We start from the raw sequence: 16,332 nt of genomic DNA, 5'->3' as shown, positions 1-16,332 counted from the left end.
TCATAACAGCAGCGGGCGAATTCGGGCGAGTTACATCCGACTATCGCGATGACGGCCGCTGTCAGGACACCGCCTCCTGCGCCGATCGAGCGGCCGCGGATGCACCGACCGCCCAGGTCCAGTCCGGCCGCGTCTTAAACGACGACGGCCCCGTAGAGGGACCGTCGTCGTTTGCGCGCTTATCCAGCAGCCGCGTTCAATGCAGCGGCACCGTCAAGGTCGAGGGATCGGCCGACGGCGAGCTGAAGCTCACCGTGCCGCCGATGCGGCTCGCGCCGGTGTAGCGCGGATCGGTGGTGTCGACCACCAGCACCAGACGGCGGCCGGCGGGGATGTCCCAACTGGTCGCTTCCAGGCGCAGGTCGACGGTCTGGGCGACGCCGGGACGCGCGCCGCGCAGCGAGTACGGCTTGTGGCTCAACAGCAAGCCGTTGCCGAGCAGGTCGACGCTGTACAGATAAGCGAACAAGGTCACTTCGCTCTGGCTCGGCGTCACCGTGACGCGCAATTGCGGCATGCCGCCCAGTTGCCGTCCGGTCCAGGAGATCGGCGTCTGCCACACGCCGGCGCCGGCGCGCGCGACCAGCGGAATCGACGCCTGCGGCGCGACCTGCACCGACTGCAGAAAACCGCTGATGAAGGCCACGCCGGAATCGGCCAGGGTCGGCAGGCCGGTGAGGATGGTGTGGTTCCAGCCGGTGCTCGGCGCGCTTTGCAGGTTGCCGGTCGGCGCGATCAGCCCGCTCGGCCGGCTCAACGCGAACACCGTGGCGCCGCGCTGCACTTCGTTCCAATCGGCGTAACCGCGCCAATCGCCGTCCTGCGACTTCAACCGCACCGGCGGCTCGCGCTCGACGCCGTTGGCCGCGTTCTTGAGGTGGTGATCGAACCAGCGGCCGACCGCGTCGTAGACCTCGTTGGGCAGGCCCAGCGCGCCGGGCGCTTCGACCGTGGCATGGTCGCCGTGGCTGAAGATCAATTGCTTGGGCCCACTGAGGCGATTGTAGAAATCGATGTACTGTCCCGGCGGAAACAGGCTGTCGTTGAAAGCATTGGCCAACAACACCGAAGTGCCGTTGCGGTTCAAGGCGTCCACGCCGGTGACGGGGCTGCGTTGCGGCACGATCGGCAGCAGGCCGTTGACCGCACCGTCGAAATCGCCGAAGGCGATGCGCGCGGTGGCGGCCGCCAGTTCCGGGCCCGGTCGGCCGGTCAATGCACCGGCCACCACCAGCAGCGCCGCGCCTTGCTGGCTGACGGTGCGATTGGCGTACAACGAGGCCTCCAGATCGGCCCATCCGCTCAACGCGGCCACCGATTTGATCCGCGGATCGCGCTCGGCCGCCAGCAGGCTGATGCCGGCGCCATAGGAAATGCCGCTGGCGCCGATCTTGTTCGGATCGGCCGGGGTATGCGCCAGCGCCCAGTCGATCACCGCGCTGACGTCCTCGACCGTGCCCGGCCCGGCGACGTCGATCTGCCCGGCCGAGTCCCAGAACCCGCGCGAGGTATAGCTGACGACGATGTAGCCCTTGGACGCGAGCGTGCCGCCGCGGCCGACGTACTCCAGGTTCGGCGCGCCCCAACTGGCCGGCATCACCAGCAGCGGGAACGGTCCCGGGCCCTGGTCCTTGGGCACCATCACGAAGGCGCCCATCTGCGCGCCGTCCCAGCCGGGAATGCGCTGGTAACTGCCGGTGAATCCGCCGGCGACGGCCGGCACCGCGAGCGCCCACAACAACACACACGACAGCAACCACGAACTGAGCTTGCGCATGGGTTCGTCCCCTCCCAAGGACTGTTCCGCACGATGGATACGTTTGCGTACGGTTTAACCGCGCGTCGACCGTACCACCGCGAATGGATGCACAACAATCGTGCCTTTGTGCAACTTGGTGAACCGATGCGATCCCGGTCACGGAACCGGCAGACGGTCGGACGATCCGGCGTTTCTCACGGCAATCGCTGCTTCGGCGGTGCCGAAGGCTGCGCTGTGTCTTGGCTCGGCTTCGGCCGCGATGCTTTTCGCAGAGCGTCGTGCCTGAAGGCCCTCCCACAAAAGCCATCGCGTCTTGCCCAGCACGGCACTCCACCGCCGCGCTTTTTGTGGGACGGCCTTCAGGCCCGACGCTTTTCGATCAAGTCGCCGGGCAACATCCGATGGACTCAAAAACATTTGCGCCCCGCCACCCAGGTCGTCGCGAACACACGCCGCTCAACATGCAGTGCCGGATGTTTCTTCCCGCCCCCGCCGTCTACACTGCGACGCGTCATGCGCGGCACTGCCTGCGCGCCCCAACCGCATCAACAGAGGATGCCCATGACCACGGCTCGCGCACCGTATCGCTTGATCGCGGCGTTCGCCTGCCTGGCGCTGGCGGCATGCACCTCCGGTGCCGAGCCTTCCCGCAGTTCCCAGGAATCCCGCCCGATGAACGACGCCGACGCGCCGTACAGCGATCAACCGGTCGAGGTGAATCTCGGACCGCACCGCTTCCGCATCCCCGCGAATTATTTCGACACCCAGCGCGGACAGGATTCGCAAGGCTTGATGCGCCTGATCCTGCAATGGCCCGAGCTGGAGCCGCTGCCGCCGGGCGTGCGCTACTACCAGGGCGGCGAGGAACGCTTCGTTCGCAATATCGATATCAGCCCCAACTACATCGATCGGGTTGCGTTGCAAACCAGCCTGGAGCGCACGCTGATCTCGACCATCGAGTCGGAACAAGAGCTACGCGAAAACCCCACATTGAATCCCGATTTGCGGATCAAGGGAGCGCCGGTGCACGGCCTGACGCCCTACTACACCGATTTCGCCAAGGTCGACGCCTATTACGCCAAGCTCTACGGTGACAAGGCTAAAGCCGCGAGCGAACGCCACTCAGTGTTCAACAATGATTGGTTCGTCGGCCGCGCCGCCGATGGTACGCTGACGACAGTCATCAAATGCACCGCGCGCGAAGAGCCCGAGGGCGCGCAGATCGTGGACGGCCGACTCAAGCTGCTCGATACGCTGCGGTTGCCGTCCTGCGATCACACCTTCCTGTTGCCGCGCTACGGCAGCAAGATCAACGTGAGCTATCTGCGCATCTTCATGCGCGACTGGCAGCGGATCGAACAGCGCGTTCGCGATATCTTCGATCGCGGCCACGTCGCCGACGCCGCCCAGCGTTGACCCGGCATGACGGCGCACACCTTTTTCAAGGAGGAAACATGAGCGGACTGAATCAACAGGACTTGCAGATCCTCGGGCACTACGCCCGTAACGGAAATCGCGAGTTGTATTGGAACTACCTCGCGCAGATGCCCGGTAACGACGGCTATGGCCTGCTCGCCCTAGGCGTGGTGCGCAACGACAACGCGCCCGGACAGGTCGCCAATCTTTACGCAGACATGCGCGCCCGCGACGGCGGTCGCAACATGAGCGAGCGCGACTGGGAGAATTTCGGCGCCGACCTGATCCGCCAGGATTTGGCCCTGCGCCGGGCGCAGTTCGCCGACAACAACCCGGAGCGGGCCTTGAACCTGCCCGCGCGCGACGTGCAGACCGCGCACGACAACGCCTTCCACAACGCCCGCATCGACCCCAACGCCTGGACCCCGCGCGTGCTGTTGGAAGCCGCGCGCAACGGCCGCGGCGAGGGCGAAGTCGAGCGTATCTGGACGCACATGCTCGATAACGATTACCGCGGCGGCGAGCGCATGTACTACACGCTCGGCGACATCGCTCGCAACATGCCCGCCGGCGAAGCGGCGGCGTACACCGCGCGCCTGGGCCTGGTGCGCACCATGGCCGCGACCGGCGCGCATCCCAACACCGATCCCGACACCATCGGCGGGCATCCGCTGACCTATCACTACAACACCCGCGACGGGCGCTGGAGCCAGACCAGCAGCGGCGGCGAGATGAGCCACATCAGCGAAGTGCGCGATGCGCGCCTGCTGGCCGAACTCAACGATGCGCGCGGGGTGCGCTTGCATCGCCAGGACCTGCGCGACGATTTCCATCCGGCCGATCCCAATCGCAACCGCCCGATCGTCGCCAGCCCCTGGGTGGTGGCCGACAACGGCCCGGCGCCGGGCACGCCCGACACGCGTCTGGCCAGTGCCGAGGCCTTGCCGTCCGATCCGCGTCAGACCGGTCATGCCCGACATGCCCTGTACTGCCAGTGCCGCGACGGCGCGCATCAGTTGGGCGGCACGTTCGGGCCGGGAGGCCAAGACGGCGACCGATTGGGCGCGCGCTTGTTCCAGCTCGCCAGCGATCAGCGTTTCGCCAGCGTCGATGCGGTATTGGTCGGCGGCCAGAACGCCTTCATCGTCCAGGGCGATCCGATCGATCCGGCCAGCCGGCGCGCGCATGTCGGCCTGCGCGAGGCGCTGGACACGCCGGTGGAGCGCTCGTTGCAGGTCGCCGCCGACAACCGCGCGGCGGCGCCGGCCGAACCGGCGCAGGAGCCGCAACGCACCGCGGCGCGCGCGATGGTCTGAGCGGCTGCAGCGGCGAACCGGGGCGTCGGGCTCGAAGGCCCGGCGCGTTCGGCCGACCGAACGCGAACCTCGCCGATCGCGCGCGCCTCAGAAATCCACGATCTCGCCATCCTCGTCCAGCCGCGCATGCGCCACGCTGCGCGAGCGGATCAGTTGCAACTGCGCCTGGACCACCTTGCGCATGTACGCCGCGGTTTCGGCGTCGTCCTGCTTGCCGGGAAACCCGCGATCGGCGTGCAGTGCCTCGAAGGTGGCCCGTGCCTCCTCGAAACGGCCGAGCCGCCGCTGCAGTTCGCCGACCAGCATGCGCGAGTGATGGGCGCGGTCGCTGCCGGCCTCGCGCAGCGCGCGGCGTTGCCAGACCTGCAAGGCCTCGGCGGCGTAACGCGGATAACGTTGGCCGGCCTCCCAGGTCGCACTGAGCAGCACGTTGGCGATCGCGTCCTCCGATTCGCCCATGAACGCCATCTGCTTGGCCAGCCGGTAATACGGCGTGTCGTTGGCGATCCAGGCGCGGTACTCGGCCGATTCGACGAAGCCGCGCAGGCGGGTCAGTTCGGCCTCGCTGTAACGGCGGCTGTCGTCGGCGACGATGAAGCCGTTGCCCGGACAGGTCGGCAGCGGCGCCGGCGAGGCGATCGGGCCGAAGCGCTGGGTATCGAAGTACATGCCGAAGGAGGTGCCCGAACCCATCACCCGCGAGGGGAACGGCTTGCCGTCGATCGGGCAGGTCACCTGGATGTCCATGAAGGTCATCGCCGACGTCGCCAGCGGCGACAGGCTCAGGACGAAAACGAGGGCGTAGCGGGTCGCGGAGCGCATGACAGTTCCTTGTCGTGACGGAGCGCACATCTTGCCTCAAGCCGGACGGCGAAAGGAGACGACCGCAGTCCCCTCATCGGCGCAGTTCGCGTTTGAACCTGCATTCCCAAAGGAGCGCCGCCATGGTTCTGAGCGATCTGTTCGCCGAGGGCAAGCAGCCCAATGTACTGTTCATCATCACCGACCAGGAGCGCAGCCTGGCGCAATGGCCGGCGTCGTATCAGCCCACGCTGGCGGCGAAGATGCCTGCCATGCAGCAACTGACCGGCAACGGGCTGAGCTTCGCCAACGCCTTCACCGGCGCATGCATGTGCTCGCCGAGCCGGGCGACGTTCTTGACCAGCCAGTATCCGCAGATGACCGGTTGCCTGAGCACCGGCGGACCGCCGCTGCCGCCGCCCTCGGCCTTTCCGAATCTGGCCACGGTGCTCAGCGCGGCCGGCTACGACTGCTACTGGATCGGCAAATGGCATCTGCTCGGCGGCGAAGAGCCGGGCAGTTCCAGCGGCGATCTGGCACCGTGGGGATTCCAGACCTGGGATCCGAACGACGCCGGCATCACTCTGGGCACCACCTACCTCGGCGGCGGCACCATCGACGGCGCGCCGGGTACGCCGAATCAGAACGATCAGCGTTACCTCAGCGACGCCTTGGCGTTCCTGGCCGATCCGCCGGCCTCGCCGTATTGCCTGGTGGTGTCGCTGGTCAATCCGCACGACGTGCATCTGGGCTACATGAACCAGGCCGCGAATTATTACGACGCCAACGACTACACCGCGACCGGCGCGCCGCTTCCGGCCAACGTCGATGAAGACCTGTCGAGCAAACCGCGCGCGCAGTCGAGCTATACCTTCGTCCAGATGAGCGACGGCAACGGCGCCAGCGAACAGGACTTCGTCGATTTCTACGCGTATCTGGTCGAGTACGTGGATTCGCAGATCAAGCAGATTCTCGATGCGATGAGCACCGACGCGCTCAACCAGACTTTGATCGTGCGTTTCGCCGATCACGGCGAGCTGGGGCTGTCGCATGGGTTGGTGGAGAAATTCGTCAACGCCTACGATGAAGCCATCCACGTGCCGTTGGTGTTCTCCAACCCGCTGGTCTGGCCGCAGGGCGCCGCGACTCAGGCGCTCGCCAGTTCGGTCGATCTGCTGCCGACCTTGGCGAATCTGCTGGGGGTGAGCGCGCAGTTCTCCGGCCTGGCCGGTGCCGATCTGAGCAGCGTATTGGACGGCGGCAGCGACAGCGTGCAGGACTACGTGCACTACACCTACGACGACATGAGCCAAGGCGGTCCGAGCGTGATCCGCGCGGTGCGTTCTTCGCAATGGTTGTATGCGGTCTACGTGCCGACCGAGGGTTCGCAGGGCCAGGGCGGCGACTGGGAGATGTACGACTTGTCCGCCGATCCGCAGCAAGACACCAACTTGGCCGGCAATCCCGCTTACGCCGAGCAGCAATGGGTGTTGGAAGCCGAACTGGCGATACAGATGAAGGAAAAGAACACGATCCCGGCGGGCTGGCCACCGCAGTACGTTGCGGGGCAGAGTCGTGGCAGGCCTGCGCAGGGCTGAGCCGGTCATGCTCGCAGTGGCGCTTTACTCCCTCTCCCGCAAGCGGGAGAAGGAAGACTCAAGGAAAACTCAACGCTCCAGAATCGCCACTACGCCCATGCCACCGGCGGTGCAGATCGAGATCAGGCAGCGGCCGCCGCCGCGCTGTTTGAGTTCCTTGGCCGCGGTGGCGACGACGCGCGCGCCGGTCGCCGCGAACGGATGGCCGGCCGCCAGCGAGGAACCGTTGGGATTGATCTTGGCCGGATCGATCCGGCCCAGCGCCGTGTCCAGGCCCAGGCGGTTCTTGCAGTAATCCTCGCTTTCCCACGCGCGCAGCGTGCACAGCACCTGCGCGGCGAAGGCCTCGTGGATTTCGTAGAGGTCGAAATCCTGCAGGGTCAGTCCGTTGCGCTTGAGCATCTCCGGCACCGCCACGGTCGGCGCCATCAGCAGGCCCTCGCCGTGGACGAAGTCGACCGCCGCGACCTGCGCATCGCGCAAATAGCACAGCACTTCCAGGTTATGCGCCTGTGCCCATTCCTCGGACGCCAGCAGACACGCCGCCGCGCCATCGGTCAGAGGCGTGGAGTTGGCCGCGGTGAGGGTGCCGCGGCCGGAGGTCTTGTCGAACGCCGGCTTGAGCGTGGCCAGTTTTTCCAAGGTGCTGTCGGCGCGCAGGATGTTGTCGCGCGCGACGCCGCGGAAGCTCACCACCAAGTCGTCGAAGAACCCGCGCTCGTACGCCGCGGCCAGCTTCTGATGCGAAGACAGCGCCCACTCGTCCTGCGAATCGCGCGAGATGTTCCACTGCTTGGCCATGTCCTCGCAGTGATCGCCCATGCTCTTGCCGGTGCGCGGCTCGGCCACGCCGGGGAACTCGGGCTTGAGCTCGCGCAGGTGGAAGCCCTTGAACGCGGCGATTTTTTCCTTGGTGCTGCGCGCGCGCGCGGCCTGCAACAAACGTCGGCGCAAGCTGCGGCCGTAGACGATCGGCACGTCGGAGGTGGTGTCCGAGCCGCCGCCGATGCCGGCGTCGATCTGCCCGACCGCGATCTTGTTGGCGATGGTGATGATCGAATCCAGCGAAGTGCCGCAGGCGCGCTGCAAGGTGATGCCCGGAGTCAGCGGCGACAGCCCCGAGGACAGCGCGGCTTCGCGGCCCAGGTTCCAGTCGCTGCTGTGCTTGATCACCGCGCCCATCGCCACTTCGCCGAGCTGCTGGCCGTGCAGGCCGAACTTCTCGACCAGCGCTCCCAGCGTCCGCACCGACATGCCCAGGTTGCCGACATCCGCATAGGCGGTGTTCTGGCGGCAGAAGGGAATACGCACGCCACCGAGCACGGCGACGGGACGGATTTGACGCATCGGCAACACCTCTCAAGGGTTCACGCGCAGGGCCCGTCATCGCGGAGCGGGCATAATGGGGCTCAGTGTAGCGCCGCACACGCGCTCTACCAAACGCCAGCGTATCCTTGGTGACCATGACCTCAGCCAGCCCCTCCACCAGCGGTCCGACCGCGCCCCTGCACGTCCTCGGCGCCCTCGCCCTGGAGCTCAAGGGCGACGCCGCGGTGGTCCGCAGCGCCCTGCCCCGCCAGGACGCAGGCGCCCTGTCGGAGAAGATCGCCCGCGATCTGGCCGGCTTCGCCAAGGACGCGGCCGCGCTGGACCTGATCACCGTCGGCGCGCACTACGACCCGGTCGAATTGCTGCGCCCGGGCTGGCCGCTGCACCGCGAGCTCGACGATCTGGCCGCGCGCGCGCCGCGCGAACGCGGCGCCGAACAGGCCGGCCGGGTCATCGCCTTCGGCGCCCACGACGCCCAGTTGCCCGGCGCGCTCAGCCCCTCGCCCGATTACGCCGGCGGCCCGCTGCGACTGGTGCCGTTCGCGCTCAGCGGCGATCCCGAACTGGTCGCCCGGGTCGGCGAGATTCTCGAAACCGGCCTGCTCGAACGCGGCATGGCCGGCGCCGACACCGCCTTGGCCGCGCAGGAGGCATTCGGCCTGCAGATAGAACACGCGCGCTACCTGACCGTGCACGACCTGGCCGCGATGATGGCCATGCAATACGACCACGCCGGCCTGGGCCCGCTATGGCCGTTGCTGGAAACCGCGCTGCTGCAGCCCGAAGGCGAAGAATGGCTCGACGCGCCGCCCGAGCCGCTGGTGCACTACGCCGACGGCGAAGCCCGCATCGCCCTGTTCTCCCCGGCCGCCTGGCATGCACGCTACGCGCCCGAAGCCCCGTGCGGCACCGAAGAATGCCGCGAAAAGCTCAACCGCCGCTATCAGCATTTCGAAGCGCGGCTCAAGCAGATCGCAGCGGTGTTGGGCGCGCATGCGGTGCCGGTGACGTTCGTGCATTGCGATGGCGAACCCGAGGCGGGTCAGCTCTGAAGGGAGCCGCTTCCGGATCGTGTTGGTTGGATGGTGCCAGCCGGATCGTGTCGGCTGTTCGGTAAGCGCTCGCAAACGCAGTTCCATCAGGTGATGCAATGTCGAAACTCGCTTCGGGATTGGCTAGCGCACTGCTGATCCTGTTCACGCCCCTGCCCGCCCCAGCGCAACCGCCCGCGGCGACGGCGCAGGAGCCGGCGCTCGAACCCGCGCCCGAACCCGCACGTTATCCGCCGCCGCGGCCGCTGGAACACAAACCGGTCATGGTCGATGGACGTCTGACGCAGCCGCTGCGCCTGCGCGAACCCGAAGCGACCGTCGCCGACGAAACCCCACTGGACGGCGGCGATTTCCAGCAGATGGTCCTTCGTCTCGCGCTCAACGCCATGGTCGGCCGAAGGTCGCTCGCACCCGGCCTGACCCGTTACAGCAACATCACCGAGGAGACCCAGTGGTACGTGTACGAGGCGCCGTCGCCCTACGCGCCGGCAATCCTGCGCTCGCGGCTGTCGCGCGATGCGCAGGGACACTATGTGTTGAAGATCGCGCGGCGCTGCGACGCCAAGCCCGCGGCCTGCGCGAAGTTCGAGACGGAGATGGTCGAGCGGTTGCGGTTGGAACGCTTGCCCTGAGCGCATGAAGAGGCGATCGCCGCGAATCTACGTCGCTCGCCACGTCGAACCCAGGGCGTCGGACCCAAGAAGTTTGCGATCAAACGGCACTACAGGCTCAGGCGACCGGCCATTTGGCTGCATTTCTCGAAATGCTGCGGATTGCTCCAAGCTTCGTCGATCGGCGGCTTCTTCATCTTGGACAGCAACTCGATCAGCTTGTCGCGATCCTGCGCGTCGCAGGCGAAACGGGCATAGTTCTGCAGGTTCCACTCGTCCGGATAACGCTTAAGCACGTCTTCGAAACCCTGCTTCATCCGGTCCCAGCGCACATCGGTGGCGTCGAATAGATTGGACCGGTAATACGTCTGGGCTGCGTACCAGTAGATCCGCGCGTACATGCTGTCGCCTTCGGTCTTCCGGGTACGCTGCGCTGCACTTTCAGCGAATGCTTCGATGTGCTCGACGCTGCCATCCCATTTGGGCAACAACGTGATGAACATCGCGAAGTAGCTCGGGTAGTGGCCGGGAAACGCGCGCTCGCTTTGTTCCAGCACCGCCAACGGATCGCCGCCGTGCTTGCTGCCACGCATCAGCTTGAGCGTGAGCCAATAGTATTCCGGCGCATGCGAAGCCACGGCGCGCTCGTGGTCCAGGTACTTCAGTCCACCCTCCAACGTGGCGAGGAATGGCTTCCATACCGACTTAGGCGTTTTGGCCACGTAGAGATTGCCGCGAATATTCCAAGCGTGGTCCAGCAGCACGTCGGCGTGTAGTAGCCGCGGCAGTGGCGAATCCGGTGCCTCGCGCGCCCAATTCAAGGTCTGCTGCTCCAGCCATTGCCAGTGATGCGCTTTCGCCTCCTCCGGCACATTCTCCAACAGGCCGGCGCTAACACCGGAGAAGAAAATGCTGCTCATCCACACGCCGCTGGGCGTGCGCCGGCTTTTTTCCACGTAGTCGCGATAGGCCGCTTCCGCGTCGCGCAGACGCTGTTGCTTAACGAAGGCGCGCCCCTGAAAGAACACTGCGTCGCGCACTTGCTGCTCGTCGCCGTCGAGCGCCGGTTGGGTCTGAGCTGGATTGAGCAGTCGGCGTTGCTCCTCTTGCTGCTCTGCCAGTCGCTTGGCTTCATGGCGCGCTTCGTGCTGCCGAAAGGCTTGGTTCAGGGCTTCGATCCGCGCCTGTCGCTGCTTGAAGTCCTCCAGCATCTGGCGACGCCGCTCAGCGCCGCGGGCTTTCGCCTCGGCGATTCGGGCAGCGCGCTCGGCCGCCTGAGGGTCGGCGGCCGCTGCGTCGGAGGTCGCAGCTTTCGCCGCAGGCAGCTCGGGCACCGAGTCGACTGGAGCGGCGGTTGTCGCTGGTGGCGCCGATGGGGCGACAGGCTGCGCACGCAACGACGAGTGCGGCGAGAAGATCAGGTACCAGCCCAACAAGCCGGCCGCAGCCGCGCGCTTTCCATCCATGGCGTCTCATCCTTCGGTCAGAATTCGGACTCGTAAAGCAGGTAACCGCTATCGTCCATTCCCAGCGAGCGATAGGTCCGCTGCGCTGCGATGTTCTCGCGCTCTACGTACAGCCGCAAGCCCACCACCCCAGGCGTTACCTGGGCCAAGGCGGCGACGTGACGGTGCAGTGCGTTATAGACACCCTGCCGGCGATGCTCCGGCGCCACGTACACGCTCTGAATCCACCACCAGTCGCCGTTGCGCCAATCGCTCCATTCGTGGGTGAACATCAAGGTGCCGGCGGGTACGGCGATGGTTTCGTGGCCGGCGACCTCGGCCTCGCGCATGGCGATGAAGTAACGCGCCTTGGCCTGGTCGGCCAGACCGGCGGCGACGCCGGCGTGGACGGTCGCCGGCTCCAGGCGCTTGTGTTCGGTTTCCCAGGCCATCGCGATCATCCATTCGGCGATCAGATCGCGGTCGGCGGGTACGGCGTCGCGGATGCGTAGGCGGCTCATGGCGATGACGAAGAGGGGTCGTGGCTGTCGAGTCTGACAGCGGTGAGTTCAAATATCGCGCGAGGTTCGCAATTTTATTTCGGCGGGCGCGATCGGTGTGCGTGGCCGGGATATCCGGTCGCAGAGCGTCGGGCCTGAAGGCCCTCCCACAATAGCCCCCGTTGCTGCGAGGACTTTTGTGGGAGGGCCTTCAGGCCCGACGCTTTCCGATCCGGGCGCCACCCACACCCGGATCGAAGCACACCGGCTCAGCGCACGATCTTGATCACGCCGCACGCCAGACGCGCGCCGGCGTTGCCGGTCGGCTGGCTCTGGTAATCGTCGGGCGAGGCATGGACGATCACCGCGCGTCCGGCAACGTCGTTCGGTGCGCCGCCGCCCAGGGTCACGCCGCTGGCATGGGCATCGACCTTGGCCACGCCTTCGGCATCGGCGACCAGGTTGTCCATGTCGCCGGCGTGATGAGCGCCGTGATCGACCCGGCCGTGCGGCTGGCCGGCCGGATTGAAATGGCCGCCGGCGCTGCTGGCGTCGGCCGCGCTGCAATCGCCCTTTTCGTGGACATGGATGGCGTGAATGCTGTTGGGCGTCAGGCCGCCGATCTCGCCGGTCAGGTGCACGCCGTCGCTCATCGGACGCAACGCCAGCTTGCCGCTGACCAGACTGCCGGAGGCCGATGCCAGTACCACGGTGGCCGACTGCGCGGTCGATACCGGCTTGGGCGCGGGCGGCGGCGGCGTGGGCTTGGCGGTCTGTCCGCCGCAAGCGGCGAGTACGGCGACCGCGGCGGCGATCGTGGCGGTGCGAAGCAAGATCTTCATGCGGGGCTCCTGTTCGGCGCCGCCGCGGGGCGGCGCCGGGTGTCGTGAGGTCCGACGCTAGGCCTGCGCGAGTTCAGCGCGAGTGAAACGCGCCGCGAGGTCCGACGCGGTGATCGTGGCCGTGCCGCTTCGATTATGGCGCTGGGCGCTTGCGCGTGTGCGCCGGTGATGAAAGTCGCCAAGCTTCGCATCGTCGTGCGTTGGCGGTTGCGGTGCGGATCGCCGCTGATGGCGCATTGGAATCACGGCAACGACGTAGTTGTGGTTTCGCGGTCGCGGCTCGCGCCGCTCCTACAGGGCCGCGGTCAGCTGCGGCGGCGGCCGGGACCCAGTTTGCGCGTGAGCGTGTTGCGCCCCAGGCCCAGGCGCGCGGCCGCTTCGGTGCGACGGCCGCCGGTGTGCGCCAGCGCGGCTTCCAGCAACGCGCGGTCGAAGCGTTCGCGCGCATCGGCATGCAGGTTGGCGCGCCCTTCGGCGAGTTGCGCGCGCGCCCACGCCGACAGCTGCGTTTCCCATTCGCTGGCGTCTTCATTGCGAACGGGCGCGATGCCGAGCACTTCGTCCAGATCCTCGCGAGTGATCGTCTCACCCGGCGCCAGCGCGGCCAGGCGCCAACACACGTTCTCCAGTTCGCGCACGTTGCCGGGCCAGTCGTGCGCCATCAAGCGCTCCAGCGCCGGCTTGGACAAGCGCTTGGCCGGCGCGGCGAAACGCAGCGCGGCGGCGGCGAGAAATCGCTCGGCCAGTTGCGCCACATCGCTGCGGCGCTCGCGCAGCGGCGGCAGGCGCAGTCGCACCACGTCGAGCCGATGCAACAGGTCGGCGCGGAAGCGTCCCTGCGCGACCAACGTTTCCAGGTCCTGATGGGTCGCCGCGATCACCCGCACGTCGACCCGGATCAACTCGCGCCCGCCGACCCGGAAGAATTCGCCCTCGGCCAGCACGCGCAACAGACGCGTCTGCAACGGCAACGGCATGTCGCCGATTTCATCGAGAAACAGGCTGCCGCCGTCGGCCTGCTCGAAGCGGCCGATGTGGCGCCGCTGCGCGCCGGTGAACGCGCCGGCCTCGTGGCCGAACAATTCGCTTTCCAGCAATTCGGCCGGGATCGCCGCGGTATTGAGCGCCACGAACGGTTTGCGCGCGCGCGGCGATTCGCGGTGCAGCGCCCGCGCCACCAGTTCCTTGCCGGTTCCGGTCTCGCCGGTGATCAGCACCGACAACGGCGCTTGCGCCAGACGCCCGATCGCGCGGAACAGCGTCAGCATCGCCGGGGTGTCGCCGATCAGACTGTCGGCGGCGGCGGGCGCAGCCGTCTCGACCGGATCGTCGCCCGGTACGGCCGCCGCCAGCGTGCGCGCGGCCAAGGCCACCGCATCGTCCAGATCGAACGGCTTGGACAGGAATTCCTGCGCGCCGCCGCGGAACGCGCCGGCGGTGCTGGCCACGTCGGTGTAGGCGCTCATCACCACCACCGGCAGCGAGGGTGCGCGCGCCTTGAGTTTTTCCAGCAGCACCAGGCCGCCGTCGCCGGGCATGCGCACGTCGGTGAACAACAGATCCGGTGCGCCGCGCTGGGCCAAGGCCTCGAGCGCATCGGCCGCGTTCTCGAAACCGTCGACCGCATAACCGGCCTCACGCAACGCGGTGGCCAGTACGAAACGGACCGAACGGTCGTCGTCGACGACCCAGATGCGCGCCGCGCTCATGCGCCGTCCTCGTGGTGTTCGATATGCATCGGCAGCAGCAGCGTGAACACGGTGTGGCCCGGACGCGAGCGATAGGCCAGCGAGCCGCGATGTTCGCGCGAGACCTGCTGGGCCAAGGCCAATCCCAGGCCGCTGCCTTCGGCGCGGCCGGACACCAGCGGCAGGAATAACTGTTCGGCCAACTCGTCGGGCACACCGCGGCCGTCGTCGACGATCTCCAGACGCAGCGCGATCGGATGCGCCGCATCGGCGATGCGCACGCCGTGTTCGATCCGCGTGCGCAGGTGGACGTGGGTCGCGCCGGCCTCGATCGCGTTGCGCACCAGATTCCACACCGCCTGCATCAGCCGGTCGGCGTCGCCGTCGAATTCGGGCAGGCTCGGATCGTAATCGCGCACCAGCCGCACCGCCCAGCCGGCATCGGCCTCGGCCAGGCGCAGCACGCGCTCAAGTACGGCGTGGATATTGAGCGGCGCGTGCGGACGCGGCGGCGCCGGCGTGAGCAGACGATCGACCAGCCCGGTCAAGCGCTCGACTTCGCTGTCGATCAAACCGATCAATTCGCGCGCATCGGCATCGTCGACCCGACGCGCCAGCAACTGCGAAGCCCCCTTCAATCCAGCCAACGGATTGCGCAGTTCGTGCGCCAATCCCTTCAGCGACGCCGACAAGGCCGAAGGCAGCAACAGCGCCGGATCATCGCCGGGGAACTCATCGACCGGATGCGCTTCCAGCAACCAGCCGCCATCGTCGCGCCGGCTCAGCCACACGTCGGCGAAACGGTCCTCGCCGTCGGCATAGCGCAGACGCATCCGGCGCATCCGCAGCGGCGCCTCATCGCCCCGCGCACGCACCAACGCCAGCGCCAGACGGCCGTCGCCGGCGTCCAGACCGGCCAGCGGCCAACCCAGCAGACGCCGCGCGCCGATCCCGAACCAACGCGAGAACGCGGTATTGCAGCCGCCCAGCACACCGGCCGCATCGCTCCAGGCCAGCGGCGTGGTCAGGCTGTCCAGACTCAGATCGGGCGCGGGCTGGGGGTCGGAGGGCATTGCACCATGATAGTGCAAAGCGTGGAGGGGCGAGTCCACCAGCACGGACTGGTTACTGGTGGACATAACACCGAAGTTTGTAACGAAAAACAGACTTCGGTGTTTTTATGGCTTTAAAGCCGGGATCGATGCCATTCCGACCAGCTAATCGGAGGCAAGTTTTAGGGTGATAGTGTTAATGCTGGCTATCGACCCTAAGCAGACTCCGGCTCTGCAGGGTCTTGCCTCTAGGGGAAGGGCATGGCGCGAGAAGGATTGAGCATGTTTGTCGCGGCCGCTTTGCTATGCGGGTGTTCCACGCTTCAGTCGCGACATGACGATTTTTGTGGGGAGATGGCGAGATTCGCCAATGCGACCGCGCTTGGAGAGACGCGATCTGTTGAGCTTCGCACCGATTGGGGAAGCTTCAGCAAGTCCTGCGCACACAATGGCTACGAGCCCGGAGAGGCATTCTGCCAGTGGTTGATGGCCAACACATCGACCGAGTTTGCGTACGCAAACATCAGGCGTGCTTTGGTGTGCCTCGATCCGGCCGCGAACTTCGCGAGCGTTGGCCGTACCTCGCCGGAGTATTTGACCGGCAAGATCGAGTCCTACTACGCCAAGGGGGCCGAGGACAACGTGCGCGTCGAAGTCGAGTATTCGGACGGCATCGAAGGCGAATGTCCGTTGTTGAAGATAACTGCGGAGCGATGGGATGCGGCTGAGTAGCACGGGCCTAGGTAAGGCGCACGTAGCCACAGGAGACGTCTGTCGACGTCCCCCGCGCGCTCGGGCTCGCTCAAGGTCGAACTCGCTACATCAGGTCGGCGCCGTACCGTCCGGACGGTGGCGCTCACGTTCTCGCGCCGCGACTCCGCCACAGATGCGGACAGGTAGGTCGAGTTGTCGCACCGCGTCGT

Annotated in this window: 14 protein-coding genes; 6 read left to right on the top strand and 8 right to left on the bottom strand. The window is 66.8% G+C overall.

Annotated elements, in window-relative coordinates; all coding sequences use genetic code 11:
* Window positions 1-196: 196 nt before the first annotated feature.
* On the bottom strand, window positions 197-1,777 hold the full coding sequence (locus ACTOWJ_RS14685) for a CocE/NonD family hydrolase (RefSeq protein WP_441335370.1): 1,581 nt from the start codon (window positions 1,775-1,777) through the stop codon (window positions 197-199).
* Between the two features lie 33 nt (window positions 1,778-1,810).
* Between ACTOWJ_RS14685 and ACTOWJ_RS14680 the strand changes: the two genes are divergently transcribed.
* Window positions 1,811-3,175 carry a hypothetical protein gene (locus ACTOWJ_RS14680; RefSeq protein ID WP_441335369.1) on the top strand — a complete coding sequence of 455 codons (1,365 nt, stop codon included), beginning with the start codon at window positions 1,811-1,813 and terminating at the stop codon, window positions 3,173-3,175.
* Window positions 3,176-3,213: 38 nt separating this feature from the next.
* Window positions 3,214-4,491 carry an XVIPCD domain-containing protein gene (locus tag ACTOWJ_RS14675; RefSeq protein ID WP_441335368.1) on the top strand — a complete coding sequence of 426 codons (1,278 nt, stop codon included), beginning with the start codon at window positions 3,214-3,216 and terminating at the stop codon, window positions 4,489-4,491.
* An 87-nt stretch (window positions 4,492-4,578) separates the two neighbouring features.
* Here the strand turns inward: ACTOWJ_RS14675 and ACTOWJ_RS14670 are convergent, their stop codons facing one another.
* Window positions 4,579-5,313, bottom strand: a complete 735-nt coding sequence (locus ACTOWJ_RS14670; RefSeq protein WP_441335367.1) for a hypothetical protein — start codon at window positions 5,311-5,313, stop codon at window positions 4,579-4,581.
* 122 nt (window positions 5,314-5,435) lie between these two features.
* Between ACTOWJ_RS14670 and ACTOWJ_RS14665 the strand changes: the two genes are divergently transcribed.
* Window positions 5,436-6,890 carry a sulfatase-like hydrolase/transferase gene (locus tag ACTOWJ_RS14665; RefSeq protein ID WP_441335366.1) on the top strand — a complete coding sequence of 485 codons (1,455 nt, stop codon included), beginning with the start codon at window positions 5,436-5,438 and terminating at the stop codon, window positions 6,888-6,890.
* 69 nt (window positions 6,891-6,959) lie between these two features.
* On the opposite strand, the gene ACTOWJ_RS14660 is transcribed toward ACTOWJ_RS14665, so the two are convergent.
* Window positions 6,960-8,237 carry an acetyl-CoA C-acetyltransferase gene (locus ACTOWJ_RS14660; RefSeq protein WP_441335365.1) on the bottom strand — a complete coding sequence of 426 codons (1,278 nt, stop codon included), beginning with the start codon at window positions 8,235-8,237 and terminating at the stop codon, window positions 6,960-6,962.
* A gap of 116 nt (window positions 8,238-8,353) precedes the next feature.
* On the opposite strand from ACTOWJ_RS14660, the gene ACTOWJ_RS14655 reads away from it, so the two are divergent.
* The gene (locus ACTOWJ_RS14655) at window positions 8,354-9,271 is read left to right on the top strand and encodes a hypothetical protein (protein WP_441335364.1); all 918 of its coding nucleotides are present in this window, start codon (window positions 8,354-8,356) and stop codon (window positions 9,269-9,271) included.
* 98 nt (window positions 9,272-9,369) lie between these two features.
* Window positions 9,370-9,903 carry a hypothetical protein gene (locus ACTOWJ_RS14650; protein WP_441335363.1) on the top strand — a complete coding sequence of 178 codons (534 nt, stop codon included), beginning with the start codon at window positions 9,370-9,372 and terminating at the stop codon, window positions 9,901-9,903.
* Between the two features lie 89 nt (window positions 9,904-9,992).
* Here ACTOWJ_RS14650 and ACTOWJ_RS14645 read toward each other — a convergent pair whose 3' ends face one another.
* The 5 genes from ACTOWJ_RS14645 to ACTOWJ_RS14625 form a co-directional block, all read right to left on the bottom strand.
* Window positions 9,993-11,216, bottom strand: coding sequence for a hypothetical protein (locus ACTOWJ_RS14645; protein WP_441335362.1), 1,224 nt, complete (start codon window positions 11,214-11,216; stop codon window positions 9,993-9,995).
* Between the two features lie 149 nt (window positions 11,217-11,365).
* Window positions 11,366-11,848: a GNAT family N-acetyltransferase gene (locus tag ACTOWJ_RS14640; RefSeq protein ID WP_441335361.1), complete on the bottom strand. Its 483-nt coding sequence runs from the start codon at window positions 11,846-11,848 to the stop codon at window positions 11,366-11,368.
* Window positions 11,849-12,096: 248 nt separating this feature from the next.
* Window positions 12,097-12,663 (bottom strand): superoxide dismutase family protein, encoded by a 567-nt coding sequence (locus tag ACTOWJ_RS14635; protein ID WP_441335454.1) that lies wholly within the window; start codon window positions 12,661-12,663, stop codon window positions 12,097-12,099.
* Window positions 12,664-12,974: 311 nt separating this feature from the next.
* Window positions 12,975-14,378 (bottom strand): nitrogen regulation protein NR(I), encoded by a 1,404-nt coding sequence (gene ntrC, locus ACTOWJ_RS14630; protein WP_441335360.1) that lies wholly within the window; start codon window positions 14,376-14,378, stop codon window positions 12,975-12,977.
* On the bottom strand, window positions 14,375-15,430 hold the full coding sequence (locus ACTOWJ_RS14625; protein WP_441335359.1) for a two-component system sensor histidine kinase NtrB: 1,056 nt from the start codon (window positions 15,428-15,430) through the stop codon (window positions 14,375-14,377). The genes ntrC and ACTOWJ_RS14625 overlap by 4 nt, the downstream gene beginning before the upstream one ends.
* Window positions 15,431-15,691: 261 nt before the next feature.
* Here ACTOWJ_RS14625 and ACTOWJ_RS14620 point away from each other — a divergent pair, with 261 nt between their 5' ends.
* Complete coding sequence (locus tag ACTOWJ_RS14620) at window positions 15,692-16,141, top strand: hypothetical protein (protein ID WP_441335358.1); 450 nt, start codon at window positions 15,692-15,694, stop codon at window positions 16,139-16,141.
* Window positions 16,142-16,332 lie beyond the last annotated feature (191 nt).

It is taken from the genome of Lysobacter sp. CA199 (genome assembly GCF_052078715.1).
Classification (GTDB): Bacteria; Pseudomonadota; Gammaproteobacteria; order Xanthomonadales; family Xanthomonadaceae; genus Lysobacter.
The sequence above is the reverse complement of the archived record's forward strand: the minus strand, read 5'-3'. Positions and strand labels throughout refer to the sequence as shown.

Coding starts and splice junctions, on each gene's coding strand:
- ACTOWJ_RS14685 (WP_441335370.1), bottom strand. CDS start 1,777: ATGCGCAAGCTCAGTTCGTGGTTGCTGTCGTGTGTGTTGTTGTGGGCG.
- ACTOWJ_RS14665 (WP_441335366.1), top strand. CDS start 5,436: ATGGTTCTGAGCGATCTGTTCGCCGAGGGCAAGCAGCCCAATGTACTG.
- ACTOWJ_RS14675 (WP_441335368.1), top strand. CDS start 3,214: ATGAGCGGACTGAATCAACAGGACTTGCAGATCCTCGGGCACTACGCC.
- ACTOWJ_RS14680 (WP_441335369.1), top strand. CDS start 1,811: ATGGATACGTTTGCGTACGGTTTAACCGCGCGTCGACCGTACCACCGC.
- ACTOWJ_RS14655 (WP_441335364.1), top strand. CDS start 8,354: ATGACCTCAGCCAGCCCCTCCACCAGCGGTCCGACCGCGCCCCTGCAC.
- ACTOWJ_RS14625 (WP_441335359.1), bottom strand. CDS start 15,430: ATGCCCTCCGACCCCCAGCCCGCGCCCGATCTGAGTCTGGACAGCCTG.
- ACTOWJ_RS14660 (WP_441335365.1), bottom strand. CDS start 8,237: ATGCGTCAAATCCGTCCCGTCGCCGTGCTCGGTGGCGTGCGTATTCCC.
- ACTOWJ_RS14620 (WP_441335358.1), top strand. CDS start 15,692: ATGTTTGTCGCGGCCGCTTTGCTATGCGGGTGTTCCACGCTTCAGTCG.
- ACTOWJ_RS14640 (WP_441335361.1), bottom strand. CDS start 11,848: ATGAGCCGCCTACGCATCCGCGACGCCGTACCCGCCGACCGCGATCTG.
- ntrC (WP_441335360.1), bottom strand. CDS start 14,378: ATGAGCGCGGCGCGCATCTGGGTCGTCGACGACGACCGTTCGGTCCGT.
- ACTOWJ_RS14670 (WP_441335367.1), bottom strand. CDS start 5,313: ATGCGCTCCGCGACCCGCTACGCCCTCGTTTTCGTCCTGAGCCTGTCG.
- ACTOWJ_RS14650 (WP_441335363.1), top strand. CDS start 9,370: ATGTCGAAACTCGCTTCGGGATTGGCTAGCGCACTGCTGATCCTGTTC.